Raw genomic sequence first — 21,800 nt, 5'->3', positions numbered from 1 at the left:
GCTGGTACCGATTAAGTTGCGCCAGATCAGCTAGTCGGTACCGGTTCGCATTGGCACGAGCCTGCCATCGAGCATGTGGGGCAAGCGCAGGCTAACGATCCTAATAGTTATTGCCGTGATCCAGGCGAACTTGAATAATTGGACATCGCCGCGCCGATGGGTCTTCATCGCCTCGTCTGACCACGCGCTTCTCCCTCCAACGTTTCCCGGACCCAACGATGACTGACTTCTTCAAGCCCGTTTTACCGGTGTTTCTCGCGCTGCCCTTCGTATCGGCCCAGGCGGCCGTCACCGTCACGGACGAGGGCTACAATCTGGTCTCCCAGCGCGGCTCCCGCTGCATGGATGTGTGGAAGGAGTCGACGGACAATGGCGCCGCCGCCGTCACCTCCCTGTGCAGCGGCCAGTTGTCGCAAGCCTGGTTTCTGGTACCCGTGGGCGACGAGACGTACCAGATCGTCACGCCGACGACGGGCAAATGCCTGGACGTCGGCGGCGGCTCGCGCGTCGATGGCGCGACCGTCAATCAGTGGCAGTGCAACACGACGCTGAACAACCAGCGCTGGCGCATCACCCCGACCACCACTGGCACGGTCGAGATTGTCGCCAGACACAGCGGCCTTTGCCTGAGCGCCCCCGCTGCCGGCGGCCAGCTCGAACAACGCGCTTGCACCAGACAAGCCGAGCAAGCGTGGGGATTGGTCAAGCAAACCTTTACCGTCAAAAACGTGGCGTCGAACCTGTGTCTCGAAGTGGGCGGCAGCTCCGGCGTGGATGGCGCCAAGGTCAACCAATATGCGTGCGGTCCGTTCAATAACAAAGAGTGGACGCTCAAGCGGCGCACCAACGATCAGTTCAGCGTCGTCAACGGCGGCAGCGGCAAATGCATGAATGCCGAGCCTGGCGCCGCGGGCGCGCCGCCGCTGCTGGCGCAACGCAGCTGCAACGCGGCCCAGCCGACCCAGTCGTGGCGCGCCGATGCGCAAGGCGGCAACCAGTACCGCCTGGCCTCGGCGCACAACGCGCTGTGCGCGGAAGTACCGGGCGCATCGAAGGCAAATGGCGTCCAGCTGACCCAGGCCGCGTGCGGCGCCGCAACCCATCAGCGTTGGGATATGCGCTCGCGCAACGCAGGTCCCCGGCGCGACACGCATACCCAGCTGGCCACGGAGGTGGCCGCGATGCTCGTGCCCGGCACGCCGCTGGCCGATGCCTTCCATGCCGCGCTGCTGCACGGCGACGCGAGCGGGGCGCTGACCGGCTACCGCAACACCGTGCTCGAGCGCTTGCGCACCATGGCGCTGGGCCAGTTTCCCCAACACTCCTGGAAGGCCAGCAGCGTGATCCGCGCCGACGCGGCCTATCTGATCGGCGCGCGGGTGGGAACGGCGCCCGATCCGCGCGATCCGTTCGGCATGCGCGGCGACCCGAAGCTGGCGGCCACCCGGATCAACTGGATCGTACCTCAAGGCAAATCCTATCTGACAAGCTATTGCGACTTCAACGCGCTCGTGTCCCTCCCGTCGGCCTATCATGCCCATCCCCACAACCCCGACTTCATCAGCAAGTGGTTCCAGATTGCCGGCGACTTCGCGCGCAACCAGGCAAACGATATCGCCCCGCTGCTGGCGCAGAAAATCGACTTTCCTTGCCGTTGGGATGGCAACTCCGGCTCGGTCCTGGGTCAGGCTATGCGTACGGGCAATATGATCCAGGCGATGGGTGCCTTTGCCAAGATCCTCGGCGACCAGCAGGCCGAGAGCGCGCAGTCGCCGGCGGCGCATCCGGTTGCGTGGCGCGAGGTGCTGACGCAGCGCGACGGCCCGATCGCGCAGGCGGCCTACGATGCCATTGCCCTGGACGATTTTTACGCAGTCGTGCGCTCGCTGGTCAAGGATCACCCGCCGGCGATGCTGCAGGCTTACGAAAAGGCCGCCTCCGGCCGGGCGCCGGACCAGCGCCGCTTCGGCTTTACGGCACTGCTCTTCATCAACAAGCTGTTTCCTGAATTTCAGGCCGTGCGCGATATAACGCCGCGGGTGGAACTGGCCTTCGAAAAATTCATCGATGAATCGTTTCATCGGGATGGCGCGATGCTGGAACCGTCGTTCAACTACAACTTGAGCGCCGCCGAGGGCGAGTCCGTCCTGCTGGAACTGGGCCACGCCCGCGATGCCGTCTGGGCCAAGCCGCTCGCGGAGCGCTTGCAGGATTTCGAGCGCTTCATGCGCAGCGTGACCTTGCCCACCGGGTATCTGCCGATGGAAGGCGAATACGTACCGAGGATCGCCAAGCCGGTGTGGGAATCGCCTGCGATCTGGGAGCAATGGGCTCAGCAGCAGCGCAACACCCTTGCCGAAAAACTCTATAACCATCCGTTCAAGGGAGACGACATCGACCGCGTGGCCGCCGGCGGCAAACTCGATTTCACCTCGATCAGCTTCCCCTACAGCGGCTACGCGGTGCTGCGCAAGGACTGGAGCACCTTCTCGCCTTACCTGTACATGAGCGCATTCCGGCCAACCGTCGGGCATCAGATGGGCAACCGTAATTCGGTGCAGATCCATGCGTTCGGACGGCCGCTGATCGTCATCCCGGGCGGCGACAGCTACAGCGCGGTCACGCCAGGGACAAAGGAAGCATTCTTCGGTGCCGAACGCACCCGCAAGACTAACACGATCATGGTCAACGGCCTCGATCAAAGCTTCGGCATGGAGCACTGGACGGCAAGCGCGCCCACGCCGATACAGGCACGTTCGGCCTTCACCCCCCACGTCGACTTCGTCGAAGGCTTGCATCGCAACGGCTACGGCGCGGCGCACGGCACCAAGGGCGTGATGACCGATGTCTCCCACGAGCGCGCCGTGATCTTCCTGCGCGACCTGGACCTGTGGATCATGCTCGATCATCTGCTGGTCAAGCCGGAAGCGGCGGCGACGACGTTCAACTACGCGCAGCTGTGGCACTACCCGCCCAAGGTGTTCGAGGTCCCTGGTTTCCAGAATACCGAAGTGAACCCCGACACCAGCAAGCGCACGGTGGCGACAAGCGACGCCGACGGCCCCAATCTGTTCATGTACCACTTCGGCAAACAGGGCGATCCGAGTTTCGGCTACAACAAGCAGTTCGGCGAACTGGCCGCACCCAACCGCGGCTGGTTCGACACCCAGACCAAGCCCGAGACCCGCTACCAGCCCGCGGTGCAAGTCGACGTGGAGTGGCGCGGCACGGGCAGCCAGCAGCTGGTGACCTTGCTGGCGGCGGCCGACACCGGAAAATCCGCTCCGGTAACGCCGGTCGAGACCTCGATCGACGGCATCGCCAGCTTCACCGCCACCACCGCCGGCGGCGTCAAGCTGCATTTCCAGACCTCCCTCGACGCCGTCGGCCTGACGTCGGGAACGATGTCGGTACGGGCCAAGACCTTGCTGCTGCAGCGCCACCCGGACGGCACGGTGCGCGGGCTCGTGCTGGGGGCCCAGGCCGTCGACGGGCCGCTGGCCGCAACGCCGGACGCCATCTTCCATCTGGAAGGCGGCAAGATCGTGGTCGATGCGCCGATCCGGGTGCCGACCACCTTCGAGTGGTCACGTGGCACCCAGGGTTGGCGCCCGGTTTATCAGTAGACACCACGCGGCAGCGGCGCCGCACGGCCATTGAGGCAGTGCGGCATTGACCGTCAGTGGGTAGAATGCGACTGCTGCGCCGCCTTAGCCCAGTGACAGATCATCGAGGATCGGGCAGTCCGGGCGATCGTCGCCGTGGCAGGCGCCCGCCAGTTTTTCCAGCGTGCGCTTCATCGACTGCATGTCGTTGATCTTTTTATCCAGCTCCGCGATATGCTGCTTCGCCATCGCGCGCACGTCCTTGCTGGCGCGCTGCTTGTCCTGCCACAAGGCCAGCAAGGTCTTGATCTGTTCCAGCGAAAACCCGAGCTCGCGGCTGCGGTGAATGAACTGCAGCACCTGCACATCGCGCGGCCCGTACACGCGGTAGCCCGCATCGGTGCGCTGCGCCTCGCCAATGAGCCCGATCGATTCGTAATGCCGGATCATCTTTGCCGACACACCGGACGCCTTTGACGCGTCGCCGATATTCATCATCATGTTTTCCCTCCCGCGACCCAGCGCTTGAGCAGCAGCGCATTGCTCACCACCGACACGCTGGAAAACGCCATCGCCGCCCCTGCGATCATCGGATTGAGCAGACCGAACGCCGCCAGCGGCACGCCGATCATATTGAACACAAACGCCCAGAACAGGTTCTGGCGAATCTTGCTGTAGGTGCGGCGCGAGATATCGATGGCGTCGACCAGCAGGCGCGGATCGCCGCGCATCAAGGTCAGGCCGGCCGTATGCATCGCCACGTCGGTGCCGCTGCCCATGGCCACGCCGATATCGGCCGCCGCCAGCGCCGGCGCATCGTTGATGCCGTCGCCCACCATCGCCACCCGCTCGCCCTTGGCGCGCAGGGCTGCGATGATGGCTGCCTTGCCCTCTGGTAGCACCTGCGCGTGCACCTCGTCGATGCCGAGCTGGCCCGCGATATGGCGCGCGCTGCCGGGGTTGTCGCCACTGAGCATCACCGTGCGGATGCCGGCCGCGTGCAGGCGCTCGATGGCTTGCCTGCTTTCCGGCTTGAGCGCGTCGCCAAAGGCGAGCATGCCGAGCAGGCGCGGGCTTTGTCCGGCGCCGGCCAGCCACGACACGGTCTCGCCAGCCTCCTCGCGCGCCTGCCCTTGCGCGGCCAGCGGGGCGATGTCGATGCCGTGCCGGCGCATCAGCGCCGCATTGCCCAGCAACAGCTGCCGGCCATCGACCGTCGCGCTCACGCCCAGTCCGGGGAGGGCGCGCGTGCCCGTCGCGCTCGCGGGCATGATGCCCGCCGCCCGCGCCGCGTCCCCGACAGCGCGGGCCAGCGGATGCTCGCTGCCCTGCTGCACGGCGGCCGCCAGCGCCAGCAATGCCTGCTCGTCGCCCTGCGTCGCCACATACGCGGTCAGGCGCGGCTTGCCGGCGGTGAGGGTGCCCGTCTTGTCGAAGGCCACCACGGTGACGCCATGCAAGAGTTCCAGCGCCTCGGCATCCTTGATCAGAATGCCGTATTTGGCGGCAACGCCGGTACCGGCCATGATCGCCGTCGGCGTGGCCAGCCCCAGCGCGCAGGGGCAGGCAATGACCAGCACCGCCACCGCGTTGAGCAGCGCCGCGCTCCAGTCGCCGTTGGCCAGCCACCAGCCAAGAAAGGTGACCAGCGCGATGACGATGATGGCCGGCACGAACACGGCGCTGACCTTGTCCACCAGGCGCTGGATCGGCGCCTTGGCCGCCTGCGCGTCCTCGACCGCGCGAATGATGCGCGCCAGCACAGTTTCGGTGCCGATGGCGCTGGCGCGGGCGAGCAGCACGCCTTCGCCGTTGACCGCCCCGCCGATCACGCGCGCGCCCACAGCTTTACTCACAGGCAGGCTTTCACCGGTCAGCATCGATTCGTCGGCATGGCTGGCGCCTTCGATGACGGTGCCATCCATCGGAATGCGCTCGCCGGGGCGGATCACGACCTCGTCGCCGACCTTCAATGCAGCGATCGGCATGTCGCTCTCCACGCCGTTGCGGCGCACGCGCGCCGTTGCCGGGCGCAGGGACTGCAAGGCGCGGATCGCTGCGGTGGTCTGGCGCTTGGCCCGCGTTTCCAGCCACTTGCCGAGACGCACCAGGGTGATCACCACGGCGGCCGCCTCGAAGTACAGGTGCGCCCCATGATGCTGCGGCTGGCCGAGCCACTGGTACAGGCTCAGGCCGTACGCAGCCGAGGTGCCGAGCGCGACCAGCAAGTCCATGTTCCCGCTTCTGGCCAGCAATGCTTTCCATGCGGAACGGTAGAAGCGCGCGCCAATCCAGAACTGCACAGGCGTGGCCAGCAGCCATTGCACCCAGGCAGGCAGCATCCAGTCGATGCCCACCGCGGCCAACAGCATGGGGGCCAGCAAGGGGATGGTCAGGACGGCGGCAATCGCGATTTGCGCCGGTTCGGACAAAGCGCGTGATGGCGCGGGCGGTGGCGCTGACAGTGGCATTGCGTCGGCAGGCGCACTGGCCGTGTAGCCGGCACGCTCGACCGCTGCAATCAGCTGGGCGGGGTCGAGCGATTGGCCGGCGCCGGTAACCAGCACTTTCTCGGTGGCCAGATTGACGGTGGCGCCCTGCACGCCCGGCACCGCGCGCAACGCTTTTTCGACCCGTCCGGCGCACGAGGCGCACGTCATGCCGCTTACTTCCAGCGACGTTTCAAACGCGCCCTGCTTGTCCTGCACTGCCGTGGTAGTCATTTCTTGCTCCTCTTACATACGCATGCCACCATGATTAAGCTTCCCATTATAGTAAGGTCAAGCGAAAAAACCGCTTGACCTTCCCACGGTGGGAACGTCGACAATGACGTTTGTCATATCCACCATCAGGAGTTCCGCCATGATCAAGCTGAGTATCCCCGACATGAGCTGCGGCCATTGCGCAGGCGTCATTACCAAGACCGTCAAGGAGCTGGACCAGGACGCCGTCATCGCATTCGACATGCCGGCGCGCACGGTCGAGCTGAACACGACAGCGGCGCAGGAGCGCGTTGTCGCCAGCCTGGCCGATGCCGGCTACCCTGCGACAGTGGCCCGGTAAGCACCGCTGCGGCCCCGATTTTCCATGTGCTAGACTTTGCCCATGACGTCCTTGAGAACATTGCTGGTCTGGCTGTTGCTGCTCGCGATCCCTTTACAGGGCTTCGCCGCGGCCTCGTCGGCGCTGTGCGAGGCGGCCAGGGCACCGGTCGCGAGCCAGGTCGTCAGTCAGGTCGTCGCCAGCATGGACGAAGGCCATTGCCACCAGCCGGACAGCCCCGCCAGCCCCGCCAAATGCAGTAACTGCGCATTCTGCTGCGTGGGCATGGCCATTGCCCCGGCCTTTGCCGCGCTGGCCGAGGCGCGAGCGCTCGCATCCGAACGGATTGCCTATGCCGCCGTGCACGTGACGGCGCATATTCCCGGCGGCCTGGAACGTCCCCCTCATTCCCCGATCGCCTGAATGCCCTTGGTCCGTCCGCGGACCAGCGACTTTTAACCAACACGATTGAGGTTGTCATGAATTCCCTACGCCTGATATGGCCGCTGCTGCTTGCCGCCGCGTCGCCGGCGCTGGCGCAAACGAGCGCCGCACCACCTGCCTACGACTCGGCGTTTGCCGGGTACCGCACCTACCAGGAGCCAAAAACGGCATCCTGGAAGGCTACCCTCGACCAGCTGCGCAAGGCGCCCGGCCACATGGGCCACATGGGCCACGCCGGTCACGACATGAGCGCGACCAAACAACCGGATGCAGCAAAGGTTGACGATCCGCATGCCGGCCACGACATGAGCAGCATGAAAAAGAGCCCGGAGCCGGCCAAGGCCAAGTCCGACCCGCACCACGGCCACCACCACAAGGAATGACGATGCAACGACTATCGACTCCGCTGCGCCGCATCGCTCTGGCGGCCATCTGCGCCGGTGCCGCCGGCTGCGCATCGTTCTCGCCCGATGGCGGCTACGCCGAGGTGCGCCAGCTCGCGCAGCAGCGCACCGGCGATACGATTCCCGCCACCGCACCGGGCGCCGGCAGCGTCGAGCGCGAGGTCGCCGCGCTGCTGGCCAAGCCTTTGTCGGCCGACGATGCGGTGACCGTCGCCCTGCTCAATAACCGCGGCCTGCAGGCCGGCTACGCGGAACTGGGCATCGCCGAAGCGGACCTGGTGCAGGCCGGGCGCATCGCCAACCCGGTGTTCAGTTTCGGCCGCCTGAAAAGCCACGAGGGCATCGAGATCGAGCGCAAGCTGATGCTGCCGGTGATCGGCCTGCTGACGATGCCGGTCACCACGCGCCTCGAACGGCGCCGCTACGAACAGGCGCAATTGCGCGCCGCCGGCGAGGTGCTGCGCACCGCCGACGCCACCCGGCGCGCCTGGTACGGCGCAGTCGCGGCCCAGCAAAGCGCCGAGTACATGGAGCAGGTGAAAAACGCCGCCGAAGCGAGCGCCGAACTGGCGCGCCGCATGGCGGTGGCCGGCAACTGGAGCAAACTGCAGCACGCGCGCGAACAGGCGTTTTATGCCGATTCGGTGGCCCAGCTGGCCCGCGCGCGCCAGACGCGCACTGTCGAACGCGAAAAACTCACGCGCCTGATGGGCCTTTCAAGCCCGACTGCCTTGACCCTGCCCCAACGACTGCCCGACCTGCCGGCGGCCCCGCGCGAGGTGATGGATGCCGAAGCGCAGGCCATGAACAACCGGCTCGACATGCTGATGGCGCAAAAGGAACTGGCCGGACTGGCCTCCTCCCTTAGCCTGACGCGCGTCACGCGCTTCGTCAACCTGCTGGACCTGAGCTACCTGCGCAACACCGGCGAAACCGGCGAGCGCGCCACCGGCTACGAGATCGAACTGCAGATTCCCCTGTTCGACTGGGGCGGCACCAGGGTGGCCAAGGCCGAAGCGATGTACATGCAGGCGGTGCAACGTGCCGCCGGCGCGGCTGTCGACGCCCGCTCGCAGGTGCGCGAAAGCTATGGCGCCTACCGCACCGCCTACGACCTGGCGCGCCACTACCGCGACGAAGTGGTGCCGCTCAAAAAACGCATCGCGGACGAGCAGCTGCTGCGCTACAACGGAATGCTGATCAGCGTCTTCGAACTGCTGGCCGACGCGCGCGAGCAGGTCGTCAGCGTCAACGCCGCCATCGAAGCGCAGCGCGACTACTGGATCGCCGACGCCGCCCTGCAAGCGGCGCTGACCGGCAGCGGCGAGAGCGCCGCAGCCGCAGCCGCAACCTCGGCGCCACGCGCCGGCAGCGCCGCGCCGGCCCAACACTGAAAGGACATGCAACATGGTTTCACGTAGAAATTTCTTCACTGGCGCGGGCGCGGTTGCCGTCAGCACAGCGCTGGTCTCGCGCGTCGGCGCCGCTTCGCTGCCGGAAGCGGTCATCATGGACAAGGCAGCGACCCAGCCGCCGCTCATGCCGCCTAACGGGCGCCCGTACAACCCGGTGGTCACCCTCAACGGCTGGACTTTGCCGTGGCGGATGAAGGACGGCGTCAAGGAGTTCCACCTGGTGGCCGAGCCGGTGGTGCGCGAAATCGCACCCGGCATGAAAGCCAACCTGTGGGGTTACAACGGCCAGTCGCCGGGACCGACCATCGAAGTGGTGGAAGGCGACCGGGTGCGCATTTTCGTCACCAACAAGCTGCCCGAGCACACCAGCGTGCACTGGCACGGCCAGCGCCTGCCCAACGGCATGGATGGCGTGACCGGCCTGACCCAGCCCGGCATCGACCCGGGCAAGACCTTCGTCTATGAATTCGTGGCCAGGCGTCCCGGCACCTTCATGTACCACCCGCACGCCGACGAAATGACGCAGATGGCGATGGGGATGATGGGTTTCTGGATTACCCATCCCAAGGACCACAACTTCATGCGGGTCGACCGCGACTTCTGCTTTTTGCTCAACGCGTACGACATCGACCCGGGCAGCTACACGCCCAAGGTCAACACGATGCTCGACTTTAACCTGTGGACCTTCAACAGCCGCGCCTTTCCCGGCATCGACCCGATGGTGATCGCGCAGAACGACAAGGTGCGCATCCGGGTCGGCAACCTGACCATGACCAACCACCCGATCCACATGCACGGCCACGAGTTCGTGGTGACGGGCACCGATGGCGGCTGGACTGCGCCGGCGTCGCGCTGGCCGGAAGTGACGACCGATATCGCGGTCGGCCAGATGCGCGCGATCGAGTTCGTCGCCAACGAGCCGGGCGACTGGGCCTTCCACTGCCACAAATCGCACCACACCATGAACGCCATGGGCCATGACGTACCGACCCTGATCGGCGTCGACCAGCGCGAGGTGCTCGGCAAGATCAACAAGCTGGTGCCGGGCTACATGGTCATGGGCGACAAGGGCATGGCCGACATGGGCGAGATGGAGATGCCGCTGCCGGACAATACGCTGCCGATGATGACCGGGAGCGGCCCGTTCGGCGGCATCGGCATGGGCGGCATGTTCACCATGATGAAAGTGCGCAAAGGACTGGCGCGCGGCGACTACAAGGACCCGGGCTGGTACAAGCATCCGCCCGGGACCGTGGCCTACGAATGGAAGGAAGGCGGCATCGCCAAACCGGAGCCGGTGCGCGCGCCGGATGCCGACCGGATGGCGGCAAAACCTGGGGAGAAGGTGCTGCAAGTGACCAAACCGGGCAAAAATCATGCACACTGACGCTTTTTTCAACGACTGAGAGAAGCCGATGCGTAAATACGTTCTGCTTGCCGTCCTCGGACTGGCATCGCTACATGCCCGGGCGGCCACGCCCAGCGAGACGCTGGCGGCCTTCCACGCCGCGCTGCACGCGGGCGACCAGGCGCGCGCGATGGCGCTCCTGAGCCCCGATGCGGTCATTTACGAGGCCGGCCATATAGAACGTTCGCGCAGCGAATATGCGGACCATCACCTGGCGGACGACATTGCGTTCGCCAGGGCCACCACGCGCCGGGTGCTGCGGCACAAGGAGCGGATCGACGGCAACATCGCCATCATCCTGGACGAAACCGAGAGCAAGGGAACGTTCAAGGGCAAGAAGATCAATGCGTTGGGAACCGAGACGGCGCTGCTGGAGAAAAAGGGCGACGGCTGGGTGGTGCTGCATTTTCACTGGTCGTCGCGCAAGGCGAAGTAATCCCGGCGGCCACCAGATCAACCGCCACGCCTATCTACCGCACCAAGCTTTTAATCCTGGGCCTTCAGGGGAGCGAGCGCGCGCCACATGTGAACCTTGGCGAGATAGCGTTCGCCCAGCGCGATGGCGAACGGCTCCACGCCGAAGGCGGTGAAACCGAGCCGTTCGTACAGGCCGCGGGCAGCGCCGTTTTCTTCGGTGACCGTGAGCTGGACGATTTTTGCGTGCGGACGCGAACGGGCGTAGTCCAGGGCGGCGTTCAGCAATTGCTCGCCAAGTCCGCCATGACGGTACAGGGGTGTGACGTACATGCCGAACAAGGTGACCTTGTGGCGCCCTTTTTCGCGCACCTCGAACGACAAGCCGACGGTGCCGGCAAGCGTACCGTCGGCGCCGACCGCACCGAGCACCACTTCGTTCGATGCCGGGTCCGGATTCAGGCGCACTTCCCACCATGATGCTGGCAAGGCGGCGCGCTCAGGTTCGCCGGATGTGTAGGCGTCGGGGTGGAGCGCAAGCGCTTCGAGCGTGATCGACCGGTACGCCGCAGCGTGCGCAGGATCGAGTCGCACGATGTTCACCTTAGCCGCCTCAGTCGCAAAAACGCGTCTCGGGCATGCCCTGCACACCGGGGCGCACCAGCAGCAACGCGCCCGATTCGGTGTCCTCGGGCTTCCTGCCGGCCGCGATCGAGGTGACCAGCAAGGTGTCCATATCGGGGCCGCCGAAACTGCACATCGATGGCTTGAGCAGCGGCAGGTCGATGGTGCGATCGAGCTTGCCCTCGGGCGTGAAGCGCAGCAGGCAGCCGCCGTCGTTCCCGCATATCCAGTAGCAGCCGTCGACATCGACCGCCGCGCCGTCGGGACGGCCCTGGTGCGCGTTCATGTCGACGAACACGCGCTGGTTGTGCGGCGTGCCGCTGTCGGTGTCGTAGTCGAATGCCCAAATCATCTGGCGCGAAACGTGCGAGTCGGACAAATACATGGTGCGCCCGTCCGGCGAAAAACCCAGGCCGTTCTGCACCACCAGGTTCGATACCACCGGCGCCGAGAAGCCCTGCTCCCGCGTGTAGCGGTACAGGGAACCTGCGGCGCGCAGTTCGGGCTGGTCTAGGTCCAGCGTGCCGCTCCAGAAGCGTCCCTGGCGGTCGCAGCGGCCGTCGTTGAAGCGCATGCCCTTCTTCAGGTCGGGCAGCGCGGCCAGCAGCGACGCATGCGCATGCACCTCGAAATCGAGCGTGAGCTCGAACACGCCACTCTCCATCCCCGCCAGCAGGGCGCCGCTGCCGGTGAGCGCCAGACAGGCCGGCATTTCGGCGGTGAACCAGATACGCTGCTCGCCGCTTGCCGCATCGAGGCGCCAGACGCGCCTGCCGAGAATGTCGACCCAATACCAGGCGCCTTCGCGCGCGCTCCACAGCGGGCTTTCGCCCACCTTGCAGGTCACGCCCGGTACTTTTTCGATGCTGGCTTGCTTGCTCATATTTCCCTTACAGATCGGTGATTTCGCGGTAGCGCGGCACCAGTGCTTTCATCATCGACCATGCAGCCAGGTAGGCCAGTGCGCAGATCGAGAACATGATCATGTAGCCGGTGCTGATCTGGCCCATGGCGCCATAATAATCGAACAGCCAGCCACCGAGCTTGGTGAGCAGCACGCCGCCCATGCCGCCGGCCATGCCGCCAATGCCCACCACCGAGCCGACGCTATGTTTCGGGAACATGTCGGAGACGGTGGTGAAGATGTTCGCCGACCAGGCCTGGTGGGCGGACGCGCCGATGCCGATCAGGATCACCGGTACCCAGAAGCTGATGTAGCCGAACGGTTGCGCCAGCAGCACCACCAGCGGAATGAACGCGATGGCCAGCATGGCCTTCATGCGCCCGTCGTAGGGATTGTCGCCACGGTTGATGAAGTAGGTCGGGAACCAGCCGCCGCCGATACTGCCGACCATGGTCATGCTGTACAGGACGGCCAGCGGCACGATGATGTCGGTGCCTTTCAGGCCATAGGTCGCGGCCAGGTATTTGGGCAGCCAGAAAAGGAAGAACCACCACACGCCGTCGGTCATGAATTTACCGAGCGCGAAGGCCCAGGTCTGGCGGTAGCCGAGCAGCTTGAACCACGACGTCTTCGGCTTGACGATGCCGGCCGCGGGCTCCGGAACCACCGCGCAATCGCTGTTGATGTAGTCCAGTTCCGCCTTGCCCATGCGCGCCTGGTTGGCCGGGGTATCGTAGAACACCATCCACGCGGCCATCCAGAAGAAGCCGATCCCACCGATGATGATGAACGCCATCTGCCAGCCCCACGCGGCGGCAATCACCGGTACGGTGAGCGGCGCCAGGATGGCGCCGACGTTGGCGCCGGAGTTGAAGATACCGGTGGCAAACGAGCGCTCCTTCTTGGGGAAGTATTCGGCGGTGGCCTTGATCGCCGCCGGGAAATTACCCGCTTCGCCCAGCGCCAGCACGGCGCGCGACATCATGAAGCCGGCGATCGACACCGGTACCACGGTCATGCCAAGGCTGGTCAGGATGCCGTTGATGCCTTCGCCGATGCCGATCGCGAAGGCGTGCATGATGGCGCCGAGCGACCAGATGGTAATGGCCAGGACGAAGGCGCGCTTGGTTCCGAGCTTGTCGATCACGCGGCCGGCGAACAGCATCGAAAACGCGTACACGAACTGGAAGGCCGCCGTGATGTTGGCGTAATCGGTATTGGACCAGCCGAATTGCTTCGACAGGTCGGTCGCAAGGAGACTGAGGACCTGGCGGTCCAGATAATTGATGGTTGTGGCGAAAAACAGGAGGGCGCAGATCGTCCACCGGTACTTGCCTATGACTTGCTGGTTCATCGGTCGCTTCTTTATGGTTGTTTTTAGAAACAGCGCCGCCGGAAGGTGTCTCCACACCCGGTTCTCCGGCGGCGCAACCAGCTTTTACTGCGGGAGCTGCATGCCTCCGTCGACAAGGCGGGTCAGGCCCAGGGGATTATTGTCGGCAAGTGCGTCCGGAAGCAAGTCCGCCGGCACATTCTGGTAGCACACGGGCCGCAGGAAGCGGTCGATGGCGGACGCGCCGACCGAGGTACTGCGGCTGTCGGAAGTAGCCGGGAACGGGCCGCCATGGACCATTGCATGCGCCACTTCGACACCGGTCGGGTAGCCGTTGAACAGGATGCGGCCCGCTTTGCGTTCCAGCACCGGCAGCAGCGCGGCGGCGTGCGCACGGTCGGCGGCCAGGGCGTGCACGGTGGCGGTCAGCTGGCCTTCGAGGTGTTCCGTGACCTGCTGCATCTGCTCCGCATCGCGGCAGCGCACCAGCAAGGCGCACGGTCCGAAGATTTCGGACTCCAGCGCAGGCGTGGACAGATAGGTGGCCGCTTCGCACACGTACAGCGAGGCTTGCGCGGCGCAGCCGGCGCCGTCCGGTTTGCCCTTGGCGACCAGGGTCACGCCGTCGATGCCGGAGAGCTGTTCCACGCCGCCCAGGTAGGCCTTGTGGATGCCCGGGGTGAGCATGGTGCCGGCGCCCTTGCCTTGCAGCGCGCTTGCAGCCGCGTCGACGAACTGGTCGAAGTGCTCGCCCTGCAGACCCATGACCAGGCCAGGGTTGGTGCAGAACTGGCCCACGCCCAGGGTCAGCGAATCGACGAAGCCCTGCGCCACGGCGGCGCGGTCGTTTGATAAGGCGGCCGGCAGCAGGAACACCGGATTGATGCTGCTCATTTCGGCGTACACGGGAATCGGTTCGGCACGCAGGGCGGCGGTGCGCATCAGCGCCAGGCCGCCCTGGCGCGAGCCGGTGAAGCCAACCGCCTTGATGGCCGGATGGTCGACCAGGCGCTGGCCAATCTGGCGGCCTTCGCCGAACAGCATCGAGAACACGCCTTCGGGCAGCTTGCAGTCGGCCACCGCCTGGGCAATGACCTTGCCAACCAGTTCCGAAGTGCCGAGGTGGGCGCCGTGCGCCTTGACGATGACCGGGCAGCCGGCGGCCAGCGCCGAGGCGGTATCGCCGCCGCCGACCGAGAACGCCAGCGGGAAGTTACTGGCGCCGAAAACGGCGACCGGTCCGAGTGGGATCTTGCGCAGGCGCAGATCGGGACGCGGAGGCACGCGGTCCGGCAGGGCCGAATCGATGGTGGCGTCGATGTAGTAGCCGTCGCGCGCGACCTTGGCGAACAGGCGCAGTTGGTTGACGGTGCGGCCGCGTTCCCCTTCCAGGCGTGCGGTCGGCAGGCCGGTTTCGAGCGCGGCGCGTTCGATCAGCGCGGAGCCGAGTTTGAGGATGCCTTCGGCGATGGTCTCCAAAAAGACTGCGCGCTGTTCCGGCGTGGTGTTGCGGTAGGCATCGAAGGCGCTTTGCGCCAGGGCGCAGGCGGCGTCGACGTCGGCGTCGGTGGCCAGGCCGAAGTCCGGTCCCATCGTGTCGTTACGGGACGGGTCGACCGCGCGCACCACGCCGGCCGTGCCGCGCACGGTGCGTTGGCCGATGACCATTTCTCCATTGATTTGCATATGCTCTTCCTCGAACGGGATTATTGGGCGCCCTGGGCGGTGATCAGCTTCTCCAGCATGGCGTCTTCCTCGGCCGTCATGTCGGTCAGCGGAGCGCGTACGGGCCCGGCCGAATGGCCGACCAGGCGCGCGCCAGCCTTGACGATGCTCACCGCGTAGCCGGCCTTGCGGTTGCGGATTTCGAGGTAAGGCAGGAAGAACTGGTCCAGCAGGCGGTTGGTGGTTGCATGGTCTTCGGCGGCAATCGCGTGGTAGAAGTCCATCGCCATTTTCGGCATGAAGTTGAATACGGCCGACGAGTACACCGGGGTGCCCAGCGCTTTATATGCAGCGGCGTAGACTTCCGCGGTCGGCAGGCCGCCCAGGTAGCTGAAGCGGTCGCCCATGCGGCGCCAGATTTGCACCATCAGTTCGATGTCGCCGATGCCATCCTTGAAGCCGATCAGGTTCGGGCAGCGTGCGGCCAGCTTTTCGAGCGAGTCGGCGGTCAGGCGGCACTGGCCGCGGTTGTAGACGACGACGCCGAATTTGACGGATGCACACACCGCTTCGACGTGGGCGATCAGGCCGTCCTGGCTTGCTTCGGTCAGGTAGTGCGGCAGCAGCAGGATGCCGTGGGCGCCCAGGCGCTCGGCTTCCTGGGCCAGGGCGATCGCGGTGCGGGTCGGGCCGCCGGCGCCGGCCAGGATCGGCACCTTGCCGCGGCAGGTATCGACCGCGGTCCGGATCACATCCGAGTATTCGGTTGGCGTCAGGGAGAAGAACTCACCGGTACCGCCGGCCGCGAACAGGGCGCTGGCGCCGTACGGAGCGAGCCATTCGAGGCGCTCGGCGTAGGTGCGCGCGTTGAAATTGCCCTGGTCGTCGAAGTCGGTCAGTGGAAACGACAGCAGGCCGGACGACAGGATTTGTTTGAGTTTTTGCGGATTCATGCGATCTCCAGAGATAGGCGGGTTGTTTGGCGCTAGTGATACGTCATCGTACAACTAGTCTTTGACATAAGCAAGCACAACGTTGGGACGGCTGGCGGCCGGATTGCGGCGCCACGGGATGAGTTGGAGAACGTGCGAAAGAACAAAGGCGAGGCGGGAGGAAGACAGGACCAGCGGGAGCGCTGCGCGAGGCAGCGCTTCGGTATGCGAGGCGGGTCGGTGGGCCGGGACGTCAGGCCCCGTTCGACTCCAGTTGCTGCTGCGCCTGGCGCAGGCGCTCGCGGCTGTTGCTCAGGTGGGTACGCATGGCGGCACGCGCCGCTTCCGGGTCCTTGCGCAGGATCGCGTTGAAGATGTCTTCGTGCTCGCGATTGACGCGCTCCAGGTAGACGGCCGGCTCGTCATGCCCCAGCTGCGGCATGTTGACGCGCGCACGCGGGATGATGGCGGTGCCCAGCTGGCTCAGGATGTCGACGAAATAGCGGTTGCCGGTGGACTGGGCGATGAGCAGGTGAAATTGAACATCGGCGTCAACGGCGGGGCTGCCGCGCGCCACGCTGCGCTGCATGGCGCCGAGCACCTTGGCCAGTTCGGCCACCTGCGCCTCGCTGCGGCGCGCCGCTGCCAGCCAGGCCGCTTCGGCCTCCATGCTGATGCGCAGTTCCAGCATCGCCAGCACATCCATGACGGTGACGATGCTCTCGGCATTGATCGCCAGGCCGGCGTTGCTGCGCTCGATGACGAAGGTGCCGATGCCGTGCCGGGTCTGGGCCCAGCCAGCCGCCTGCAGATGCGAAATCGCCTCGCGCACCACGGTGCGGCTCACGCCATGCTGCTCCATGATGGCCGATTCGGTCGGCAGCTTGTCGCCGGGCTTGAGCACGCCCTGCTGGATGCTGCCCGTGATGTGCTCGACCACGCCCTGGGCGAGGGTGCGATGTTTCTTGCGGGGTGGCGGGAGCGTTTGGGCAGTGAAGGTGGATGTCATGGCCGTATTATACAACCCGAATAGTTGTACGACATCTTATGATTCGATGCGGTGTATACTTTGGCCACGTATGACTTACCCACAGAAATGAGATGGCATGAATTGCCGTGACAATTGCGGCGCGTGCTGCACCGCCCCGTCGATCACCAGTCCGATTCCCGGCATGCCGGACGGGAAACCCGCGGGTGTGCGATGCGTGCAGCTGGCCGACGACAACCTGTGCCGCATTTTCGGCAAGCCGGAACGGCCCGCGTTTTGCGGCGGGCTGCAGCCGTCCGAAGAGATGTGCGGAACCAGCCGCGAACATGCGATCCAGTGGCTGGGCGATCTGGAGCGCGCCACGGCGCCGGCTTGATCGTCTCACGTCGAATCGCTTTTTCATCAGCCGATGCCGCACAGGCGACGCGCTCGCAAGCTCACACCGGCTGCGGGCAGAACATGCCCTCGAAAGGCGCACCGCGCTTGACCTGACTGGCGATCCATTCGATCTTATTCACAGACTTGCATCTCCACCCGCTGTCGATTTCGATGAAGTTCGATGGCGGCGCTCACTACCGTCAAGCGAGGGCCTGATTCACCTCAAGTGCCCGCAGTTGTCACGCCGGTACAATGATCGACCGAGACTTACAAGAGCTCCCTCATGGCGCGCGGAGAGATGCGGCGCCTCTATGCCCCCTGATCCGCCCGGCACAACAAGCATACACTCCAGACAGACGCAGGCGACACCGTGGATCCCGTAACCGCGAAGTGGTTCGACGATAAAAGCGTTACCGTTACTCGCGCGCCTGAGTTGACGGATTTCATGAGCGATGCCGGCATTGTCCGCATTACCGGCGCCCCTCGGGCAAGCACCATTCATGTTTATAGCGATGAGCACGCTATCGCCTTCAAAGTCGGAAACGACATCTTCGACGAACCCATGTACCTCTATCTGTTTCAAAACGTCAATTCCACGTGTACCTTTTACTTGAAAAACGCCGTGTTCGTTCTGAAGGAACCATTTACCAATGGCGGCATTGGTCCGCGCTGTGTCATTCGCGAGATCATGGAGGCGGCGAACTGGGCGAAGCAACAGATTCCGATTACCCACATCGACGTGTCAGCCATCGGCGATCACGCATCGTTCTCGCTGGAGAAAAATCCGCTGCGGGGATACTATGTGTGGGCGACGATGGGATTCGACGCACGCATCCCTGCTGGCACACTGGCAAGGTTGGCGCCGCGATACCGACACTGCAAGAACATCAGCGAACTGGTCATGACAGAGCACGGGCGCGAACAGTGGCGCATGCATGGACAGAGCGTCGAGTTATCGTTCAACCTGCGTGCCAACTCGACGAGCTGGCTGCAACTGGCACGCTACATGTTTTACAAGGGAATCTCAGCATGAGCGCCAAGTCACTTGCTATATTGAAAAAGCATACGAAACCTAAATCGAGGCAAGAAACTGAGTCGTTCCTTATTGCGCGGCACGGCGTCCTCACGCGCGAAAACGCCAGTGCCGACCTGTCCGCACTCGACGAGCGCGCGCGCAAATCGATTCCGTCACAACGGAAAAAAGTGCCGCGCCCTGTCTGAAACTAACTGGACGATAAGAGCCGGCGCAGCACAGCTGAACGCCGTCATACCCGCCCGTGGCGATGGCGAAGCGCACGCGCTATCGCCAATCCCGCCCTACTCATCGTTGGCGCGCTGACTACCACCTGTTTAGTAAATCCCATGAAACTACTCGCTGTTTCAGGGATTCGTTTGACCCTTCAAATTTCCGAATGCAATACTCAATTCAGTCGATTCGTCCATCCCTGCAAGGCTGCATCGCTTGCCACAGCTGGCGGGTCACCGCTGTGTTGCATATAAGCGCAAAGCGGGCTCGCCAAGCCGCGCGCACATAATCCAAATGGAAAACAGGAGACACGATGCTATTCCCAACGACACGGACCTTGACCAGTCTGGCGCTCGCCAGCGCGTTCGGCTGTACGGTCCTGCCCGGCCATGCGCAAACTGCCGGCAGCGCCGCCGACAACACCGTACCCGCCAATAACGACCCGAATCAAATCCAGGAAGTCAAAGTCACCGCCACCCGCCACTCCACCTCGCTGCTGCGCACCCCGCTGGCCGTCACGGCCCTCAGCCAGGACCAGCTCACGCGCAAGGGCGCCACCAGCCTCAGGGACCTGGCTGGCGAAATCCCCAACGTCGTCATCGAAAACACCGGCCTCGATTCGGCCGTGCAGATCACCATCCGCGGCATCACCTCGACCAACTTCACCGAAACGGGGGACCCGGCCGTCGGCTTTCACGTCGACGGCCTGTACTCGCCGCGCCCGCAAGGCGCGCAGGCGCTGATGTTCGACATCGACCAGCTTGAAGTGCTGCGCGGCCCGCAAGGCACGCTGTTCGGCCGCAATTCGACCGGCGGCAGCGTGAACGTCATTTCGGCCAAGCCTGACTTCACAGGCAACTACGGCAAGGCCAACATCGAACTTGGCAACTACAACAAGAAGCAGGCCAACATCGTCCAGAACGTCGCCGTCAACGACATGCTGGCCCTGCGCGCGACCTACATGAAAGTGCGGCGCGACGGCTACGCCAACCAGATGCGCGACCTGAGCGAAGCGAACGCGCCCGCCTACGGCTGGATCCCGGATGGCATCCCCGATGTCGACCAGCGCTTCAACCACAAGGTGGGCGAAAAGGACTACTACACCAACCAGGACCAGTGGGCAGCGCGCGTGGCCGCCGCGCTCAAGATCAACAGGAACGTCACAGCGCGCCTGGTGTATGAAGAGTTCCAGGATTCCGGCGCCGGCTGGTCGCACTTTCGCGACTGCGAGTCCGGCGCCGGCACGCGCTACGCCTGCACCGGCGGCAAATGGGACATCAACGTCAATGTGCCGGGCATGACGGACCTGAACATCCGCACCGTGCGCGCCGGCGTGAACTGGAATCTGACTGACACCGCCAGCTTCGACTACAGCTTCCAGATCGCCGACCAGCGACGCAAGGAGACCACCGACGACGACAAGGGCTTGCAGCACGCCGCCCCATTCCAGATCAACGGCAACTACCCCAACATCGCCGGCGGCGACTGGGGCACCTGGCCGCTCAACGATGTCTTCCACCGCACCATGGATTCGCGCTACCTGTCGAGCGTGCACGAAGCGCAGCTCAAGCAAACGGTCGGCCCGGTGCAGTACGTGGCGGGCCTGTTCTGGATGCACGAACGCAACCGCATCGACTACGAAATGACCAACGTGATCCAGAAGCCGTACGGCGATCCGGGCAGCGTGCTGTATCACCAGCCGAACCGCCAGGTCGACGCCAAGGCCGCCTTCGCGCAGGCCGACTGGAAGTTCATGCCCACCTGGACAGGCACCCTGGGCGCGCGTCTGTCGTCCGACAGCAAGGAAGACAAGGGTGGTGAAGTGTATGGCCGCAACTGGATCGGCGACACCGCGTATTACCGCGGCTGGTACAACCGCGGCATCCCCGGCACGCCGGGCTTCCGGGTCCACAACGGCAACGATCTGTCGACCGACATGGGCGCCGGCGGTGGCCTTGGCGCGTATGCGGGCTACGCGGCGCCGACCTCGAACGACCATAAGGAAACCTGGAAGAAAACCACCTGGCGCGTCGGCCTGCAAAAGCAGATCAACGCCAACCAGATGGCCTACGGCTCGGTGTCGACCGGCTACAAGGCGGGCGGCTTCGCCGACAAAACCGACTCCTGCAACTACCACCTGTGCGCCGACGGCAAACCGGGCGTGGCAACCTTCCTGCCGTACGAGCCCGAAACCGTCACCAACTATGAAGTGGGCTACAAGGGCAAGTTCCTCGACAACCGCCTGAACCTGTCGGCCACCGCCTTCTTCATGAAGTACAAGGGCATGCAGCTGACCGGTAACTACTTCATCAACCAGATCATCCCCGACAACGGCCTGCCCTGCCCGGCCGACCAGCCCAAGTGCGATGTGTACGACGCCTGGCGCACCATCAACGTCGGCAAGGTGGATATCCCCGGCCTGGAGATCGAAGCGGACTGGCGGCCGTGGAGCGGCGCGCGCATCGGCGGCGGCTTCGCCTACATCAACACCGAGGTGCACGACTTCAAGGAGTTCAGCGACGAGTACCAGTGCGGTGAAGTGCGCGCGGAACTGGGCATCGAACCCTGCCCGGCCATCTACAACGGTCCGGACAAGGCGCTGCTGGGCCGCCGCCTGTACAACATCAATGGCAACCACCTGCCCAATACGCCCAAGTACCAGTTGAACCTGAGCTTCTCGCAGGAGTTCGAACTGGCCAGTGGCTACCGCGTGACGCCGTATGTGAAAGTGAACTGGCGCGACAAGGCTTATTTCGATCTGCGCAACTCGGAGTTCGCGCATATCGGGCGCTATCAGAAGGCCTATGCGATGGGCGACGCGTCGGTGCGGCTCGACTCGCCGAACGACAATTGGCACGCGGAAGCGTTCGTGCGCAACATCGCCGACAGCCACGCCAAGACCAGCGGCGACTCGGTGATGGGTGGCTTCATGCAGGCCAACTTCGTCGAGCCGCGCATGTTCGGCGTGCGCGTGGGCGTGAATTACTGATCCGGTTTA

Annotated in this window: 19 protein-coding genes; 11 read left to right on the top strand and 8 right to left on the bottom strand. The window is 64.6% G+C overall.

The annotated features are described in order from the left end of the window. Positions 1-218 precede the first annotated feature (218 nt). Positions 219-3,626: an RICIN domain-containing protein gene (locus tag RBA40_RS26990; protein WP_306651390.1), complete on the top strand. Its 3,408-nt coding sequence runs from the start codon at positions 219-221 to the stop codon at positions 3,624-3,626. Between the two features lie 84 nt (positions 3,627-3,710). Here RBA40_RS26990 and cueR read toward each other — a convergent pair whose 3' ends face one another. Together cueR and RBA40_RS26980 are read right to left on the bottom strand one after the other, a co-directional pair. Then, positions 3,711-4,100 (bottom strand): Cu(I)-responsive transcriptional regulator, encoded by a 390-nt coding sequence (gene cueR / locus RBA40_RS26985; RefSeq protein WP_306651394.1) that lies wholly within the window; start codon positions 4,098-4,100, stop codon positions 3,711-3,713. Positions 4,101-4,102: 2 nt separating this feature from the next. Next, positions 4,103-6,328 (bottom strand): heavy metal translocating P-type ATPase, encoded by a 2,226-nt coding sequence (locus tag RBA40_RS26980; protein ID WP_306651389.1) that lies wholly within the window; start codon positions 6,326-6,328, stop codon positions 4,103-4,105. Between the two features lie 139 nt (positions 6,329-6,467). Here RBA40_RS26980 and RBA40_RS26975 point away from each other — a divergent pair, with 139 nt between their 5' ends. Genes RBA40_RS26975 through RBA40_RS26950 form a run of 6 tightly spaced genes read left to right on the top strand, consistent with a single transcriptional unit; the run spans position 6,468 to position 10,754 of the window. Beyond that, positions 6,468-6,668, top strand: a complete 201-nt coding sequence (locus RBA40_RS26975; RefSeq protein WP_306651388.1) for a heavy-metal-associated domain-containing protein — start codon at positions 6,468-6,470, stop codon at positions 6,666-6,668. 42 nt (positions 6,669-6,710) lie between these two features. Beyond that, positions 6,711-7,070 carry a hypothetical protein gene (locus RBA40_RS26970; RefSeq protein WP_306651386.1) on the top strand — a complete coding sequence of 120 codons (360 nt, stop codon included), beginning with the start codon at positions 6,711-6,713 and terminating at the stop codon, positions 7,068-7,070. Positions 7,071-7,126: 56 nt separating this feature from the next. Then, complete coding sequence (locus tag RBA40_RS26965) at positions 7,127-7,474, top strand: hypothetical protein (protein WP_306651385.1); 348 nt, start codon at positions 7,127-7,129, stop codon at positions 7,472-7,474. A gap of 2 nt (positions 7,475-7,476) precedes the next feature. After that, complete coding sequence (locus tag RBA40_RS26960) at positions 7,477-8,889, top strand: TolC family protein (RefSeq protein WP_306651384.1); 1,413 nt, start codon at positions 7,477-7,479, stop codon at positions 8,887-8,889. A gap of 13 nt (positions 8,890-8,902) precedes the next feature. Continuing rightward, positions 8,903-10,297, top strand: a complete 1,395-nt coding sequence (locus RBA40_RS26955) for a multicopper oxidase family protein (protein WP_306651383.1) — start codon at positions 8,903-8,905, stop codon at positions 10,295-10,297. A gap of 28 nt (positions 10,298-10,325) precedes the next feature. Further along, positions 10,326-10,754: a YybH family protein gene (locus RBA40_RS26950; RefSeq protein ID WP_099874869.1), complete on the top strand. Its 429-nt coding sequence runs from the start codon at positions 10,326-10,328 to the stop codon at positions 10,752-10,754. A gap of 50 nt (positions 10,755-10,804) precedes the next feature. Here the strand turns inward: RBA40_RS26950 and RBA40_RS26945 are convergent, their stop codons facing one another. The 6 genes from RBA40_RS26945 to RBA40_RS26920 form a co-directional block, all read right to left on the bottom strand. Beyond that, positions 10,805-11,335 carry a GNAT family N-acetyltransferase gene (locus RBA40_RS26945; protein WP_306651382.1) on the bottom strand — a complete coding sequence of 177 codons (531 nt, stop codon included), beginning with the start codon at positions 11,333-11,335 and terminating at the stop codon, positions 10,805-10,807. A gap of 10 nt (positions 11,336-11,345) precedes the next feature. Beyond that, positions 11,346-12,239 carry an SMP-30/gluconolactonase/LRE family protein gene (locus RBA40_RS26940; RefSeq protein WP_306651381.1) on the bottom strand — a complete coding sequence of 298 codons (894 nt, stop codon included), beginning with the start codon at positions 12,237-12,239 and terminating at the stop codon, positions 11,346-11,348. A gap of 7 nt (positions 12,240-12,246) precedes the next feature. Then, the gene (locus RBA40_RS26935) at positions 12,247-13,614 is read right to left on the bottom strand and encodes an MFS transporter (RefSeq protein ID WP_306651380.1); all 1,368 of its coding nucleotides are present in this window, start codon (positions 13,612-13,614) and stop codon (positions 12,247-12,249) included. Positions 13,615-13,698: 84 nt separating this feature from the next. Continuing rightward, positions 13,699-15,279: an aldehyde dehydrogenase (NADP(+)) gene (locus RBA40_RS26930; protein ID WP_306651379.1), complete on the bottom strand. Its 1,581-nt coding sequence runs from the start codon at positions 15,277-15,279 to the stop codon at positions 13,699-13,701. Between the two features lie 20 nt (positions 15,280-15,299). After that, positions 15,300-16,211 carry a 5-dehydro-4-deoxyglucarate dehydratase gene (kdgD, locus tag RBA40_RS26925; RefSeq protein ID WP_306651377.1) on the bottom strand — a complete coding sequence of 304 codons (912 nt, stop codon included), beginning with the start codon at positions 16,209-16,211 and terminating at the stop codon, positions 15,300-15,302. 232 nt (positions 16,212-16,443) lie between these two features. Then, positions 16,444-17,199, bottom strand: a complete 756-nt coding sequence (locus RBA40_RS26920; RefSeq protein ID WP_306651375.1) for a FadR/GntR family transcriptional regulator — start codon at positions 17,197-17,199, stop codon at positions 16,444-16,446. Between the two features lie 97 nt (positions 17,200-17,296). On the opposite strand from RBA40_RS26920, the gene RBA40_RS26915 reads away from it, so the two are divergent. From RBA40_RS26915 to RBA40_RS26900, 4 genes are all read left to right on the top strand, one after another. Further along, positions 17,297-17,554 carry a YkgJ family cysteine cluster protein gene (locus RBA40_RS26915; RefSeq protein ID WP_306651373.1) on the top strand — a complete coding sequence of 86 codons (258 nt, stop codon included), beginning with the start codon at positions 17,297-17,299 and terminating at the stop codon, positions 17,552-17,554. A 372-nt stretch (positions 17,555-17,926) separates the two neighbouring features. Continuing rightward, complete coding sequence (locus tag RBA40_RS26910; RefSeq protein WP_306651372.1) at positions 17,927-18,589, top strand: hypothetical protein; 663 nt, start codon at positions 17,927-17,929, stop codon at positions 18,587-18,589. Further along, positions 18,586-18,777 carry a hypothetical protein gene (locus RBA40_RS26905; protein ID WP_306651371.1) on the top strand — a complete coding sequence of 64 codons (192 nt, stop codon included), beginning with the start codon at positions 18,586-18,588 and terminating at the stop codon, positions 18,775-18,777. The genes RBA40_RS26910 and RBA40_RS26905 overlap by 4 nt, the downstream gene beginning before the upstream one ends. Before the next feature lie 338 nt (positions 18,778-19,115). Then, positions 19,116-21,791, top strand: coding sequence for a TonB-dependent receptor (locus RBA40_RS26900; RefSeq protein WP_306651370.1), 2,676 nt, complete (start codon positions 19,116-19,118; stop codon positions 21,789-21,791). Positions 21,792-21,800 lie beyond the last annotated feature (9 nt).

The sequence above is a fragment of the Massilia pseudoviolaceinigra genome (assembly GCF_030846505.1).
Classification (GTDB): Bacteria; Pseudomonadota; Gammaproteobacteria; order Burkholderiales; family Burkholderiaceae_D; genus Telluria_A; species Telluria_A violaceinigra.
This window is presented reverse-complemented; position numbering and strand designations above follow the sequence as displayed.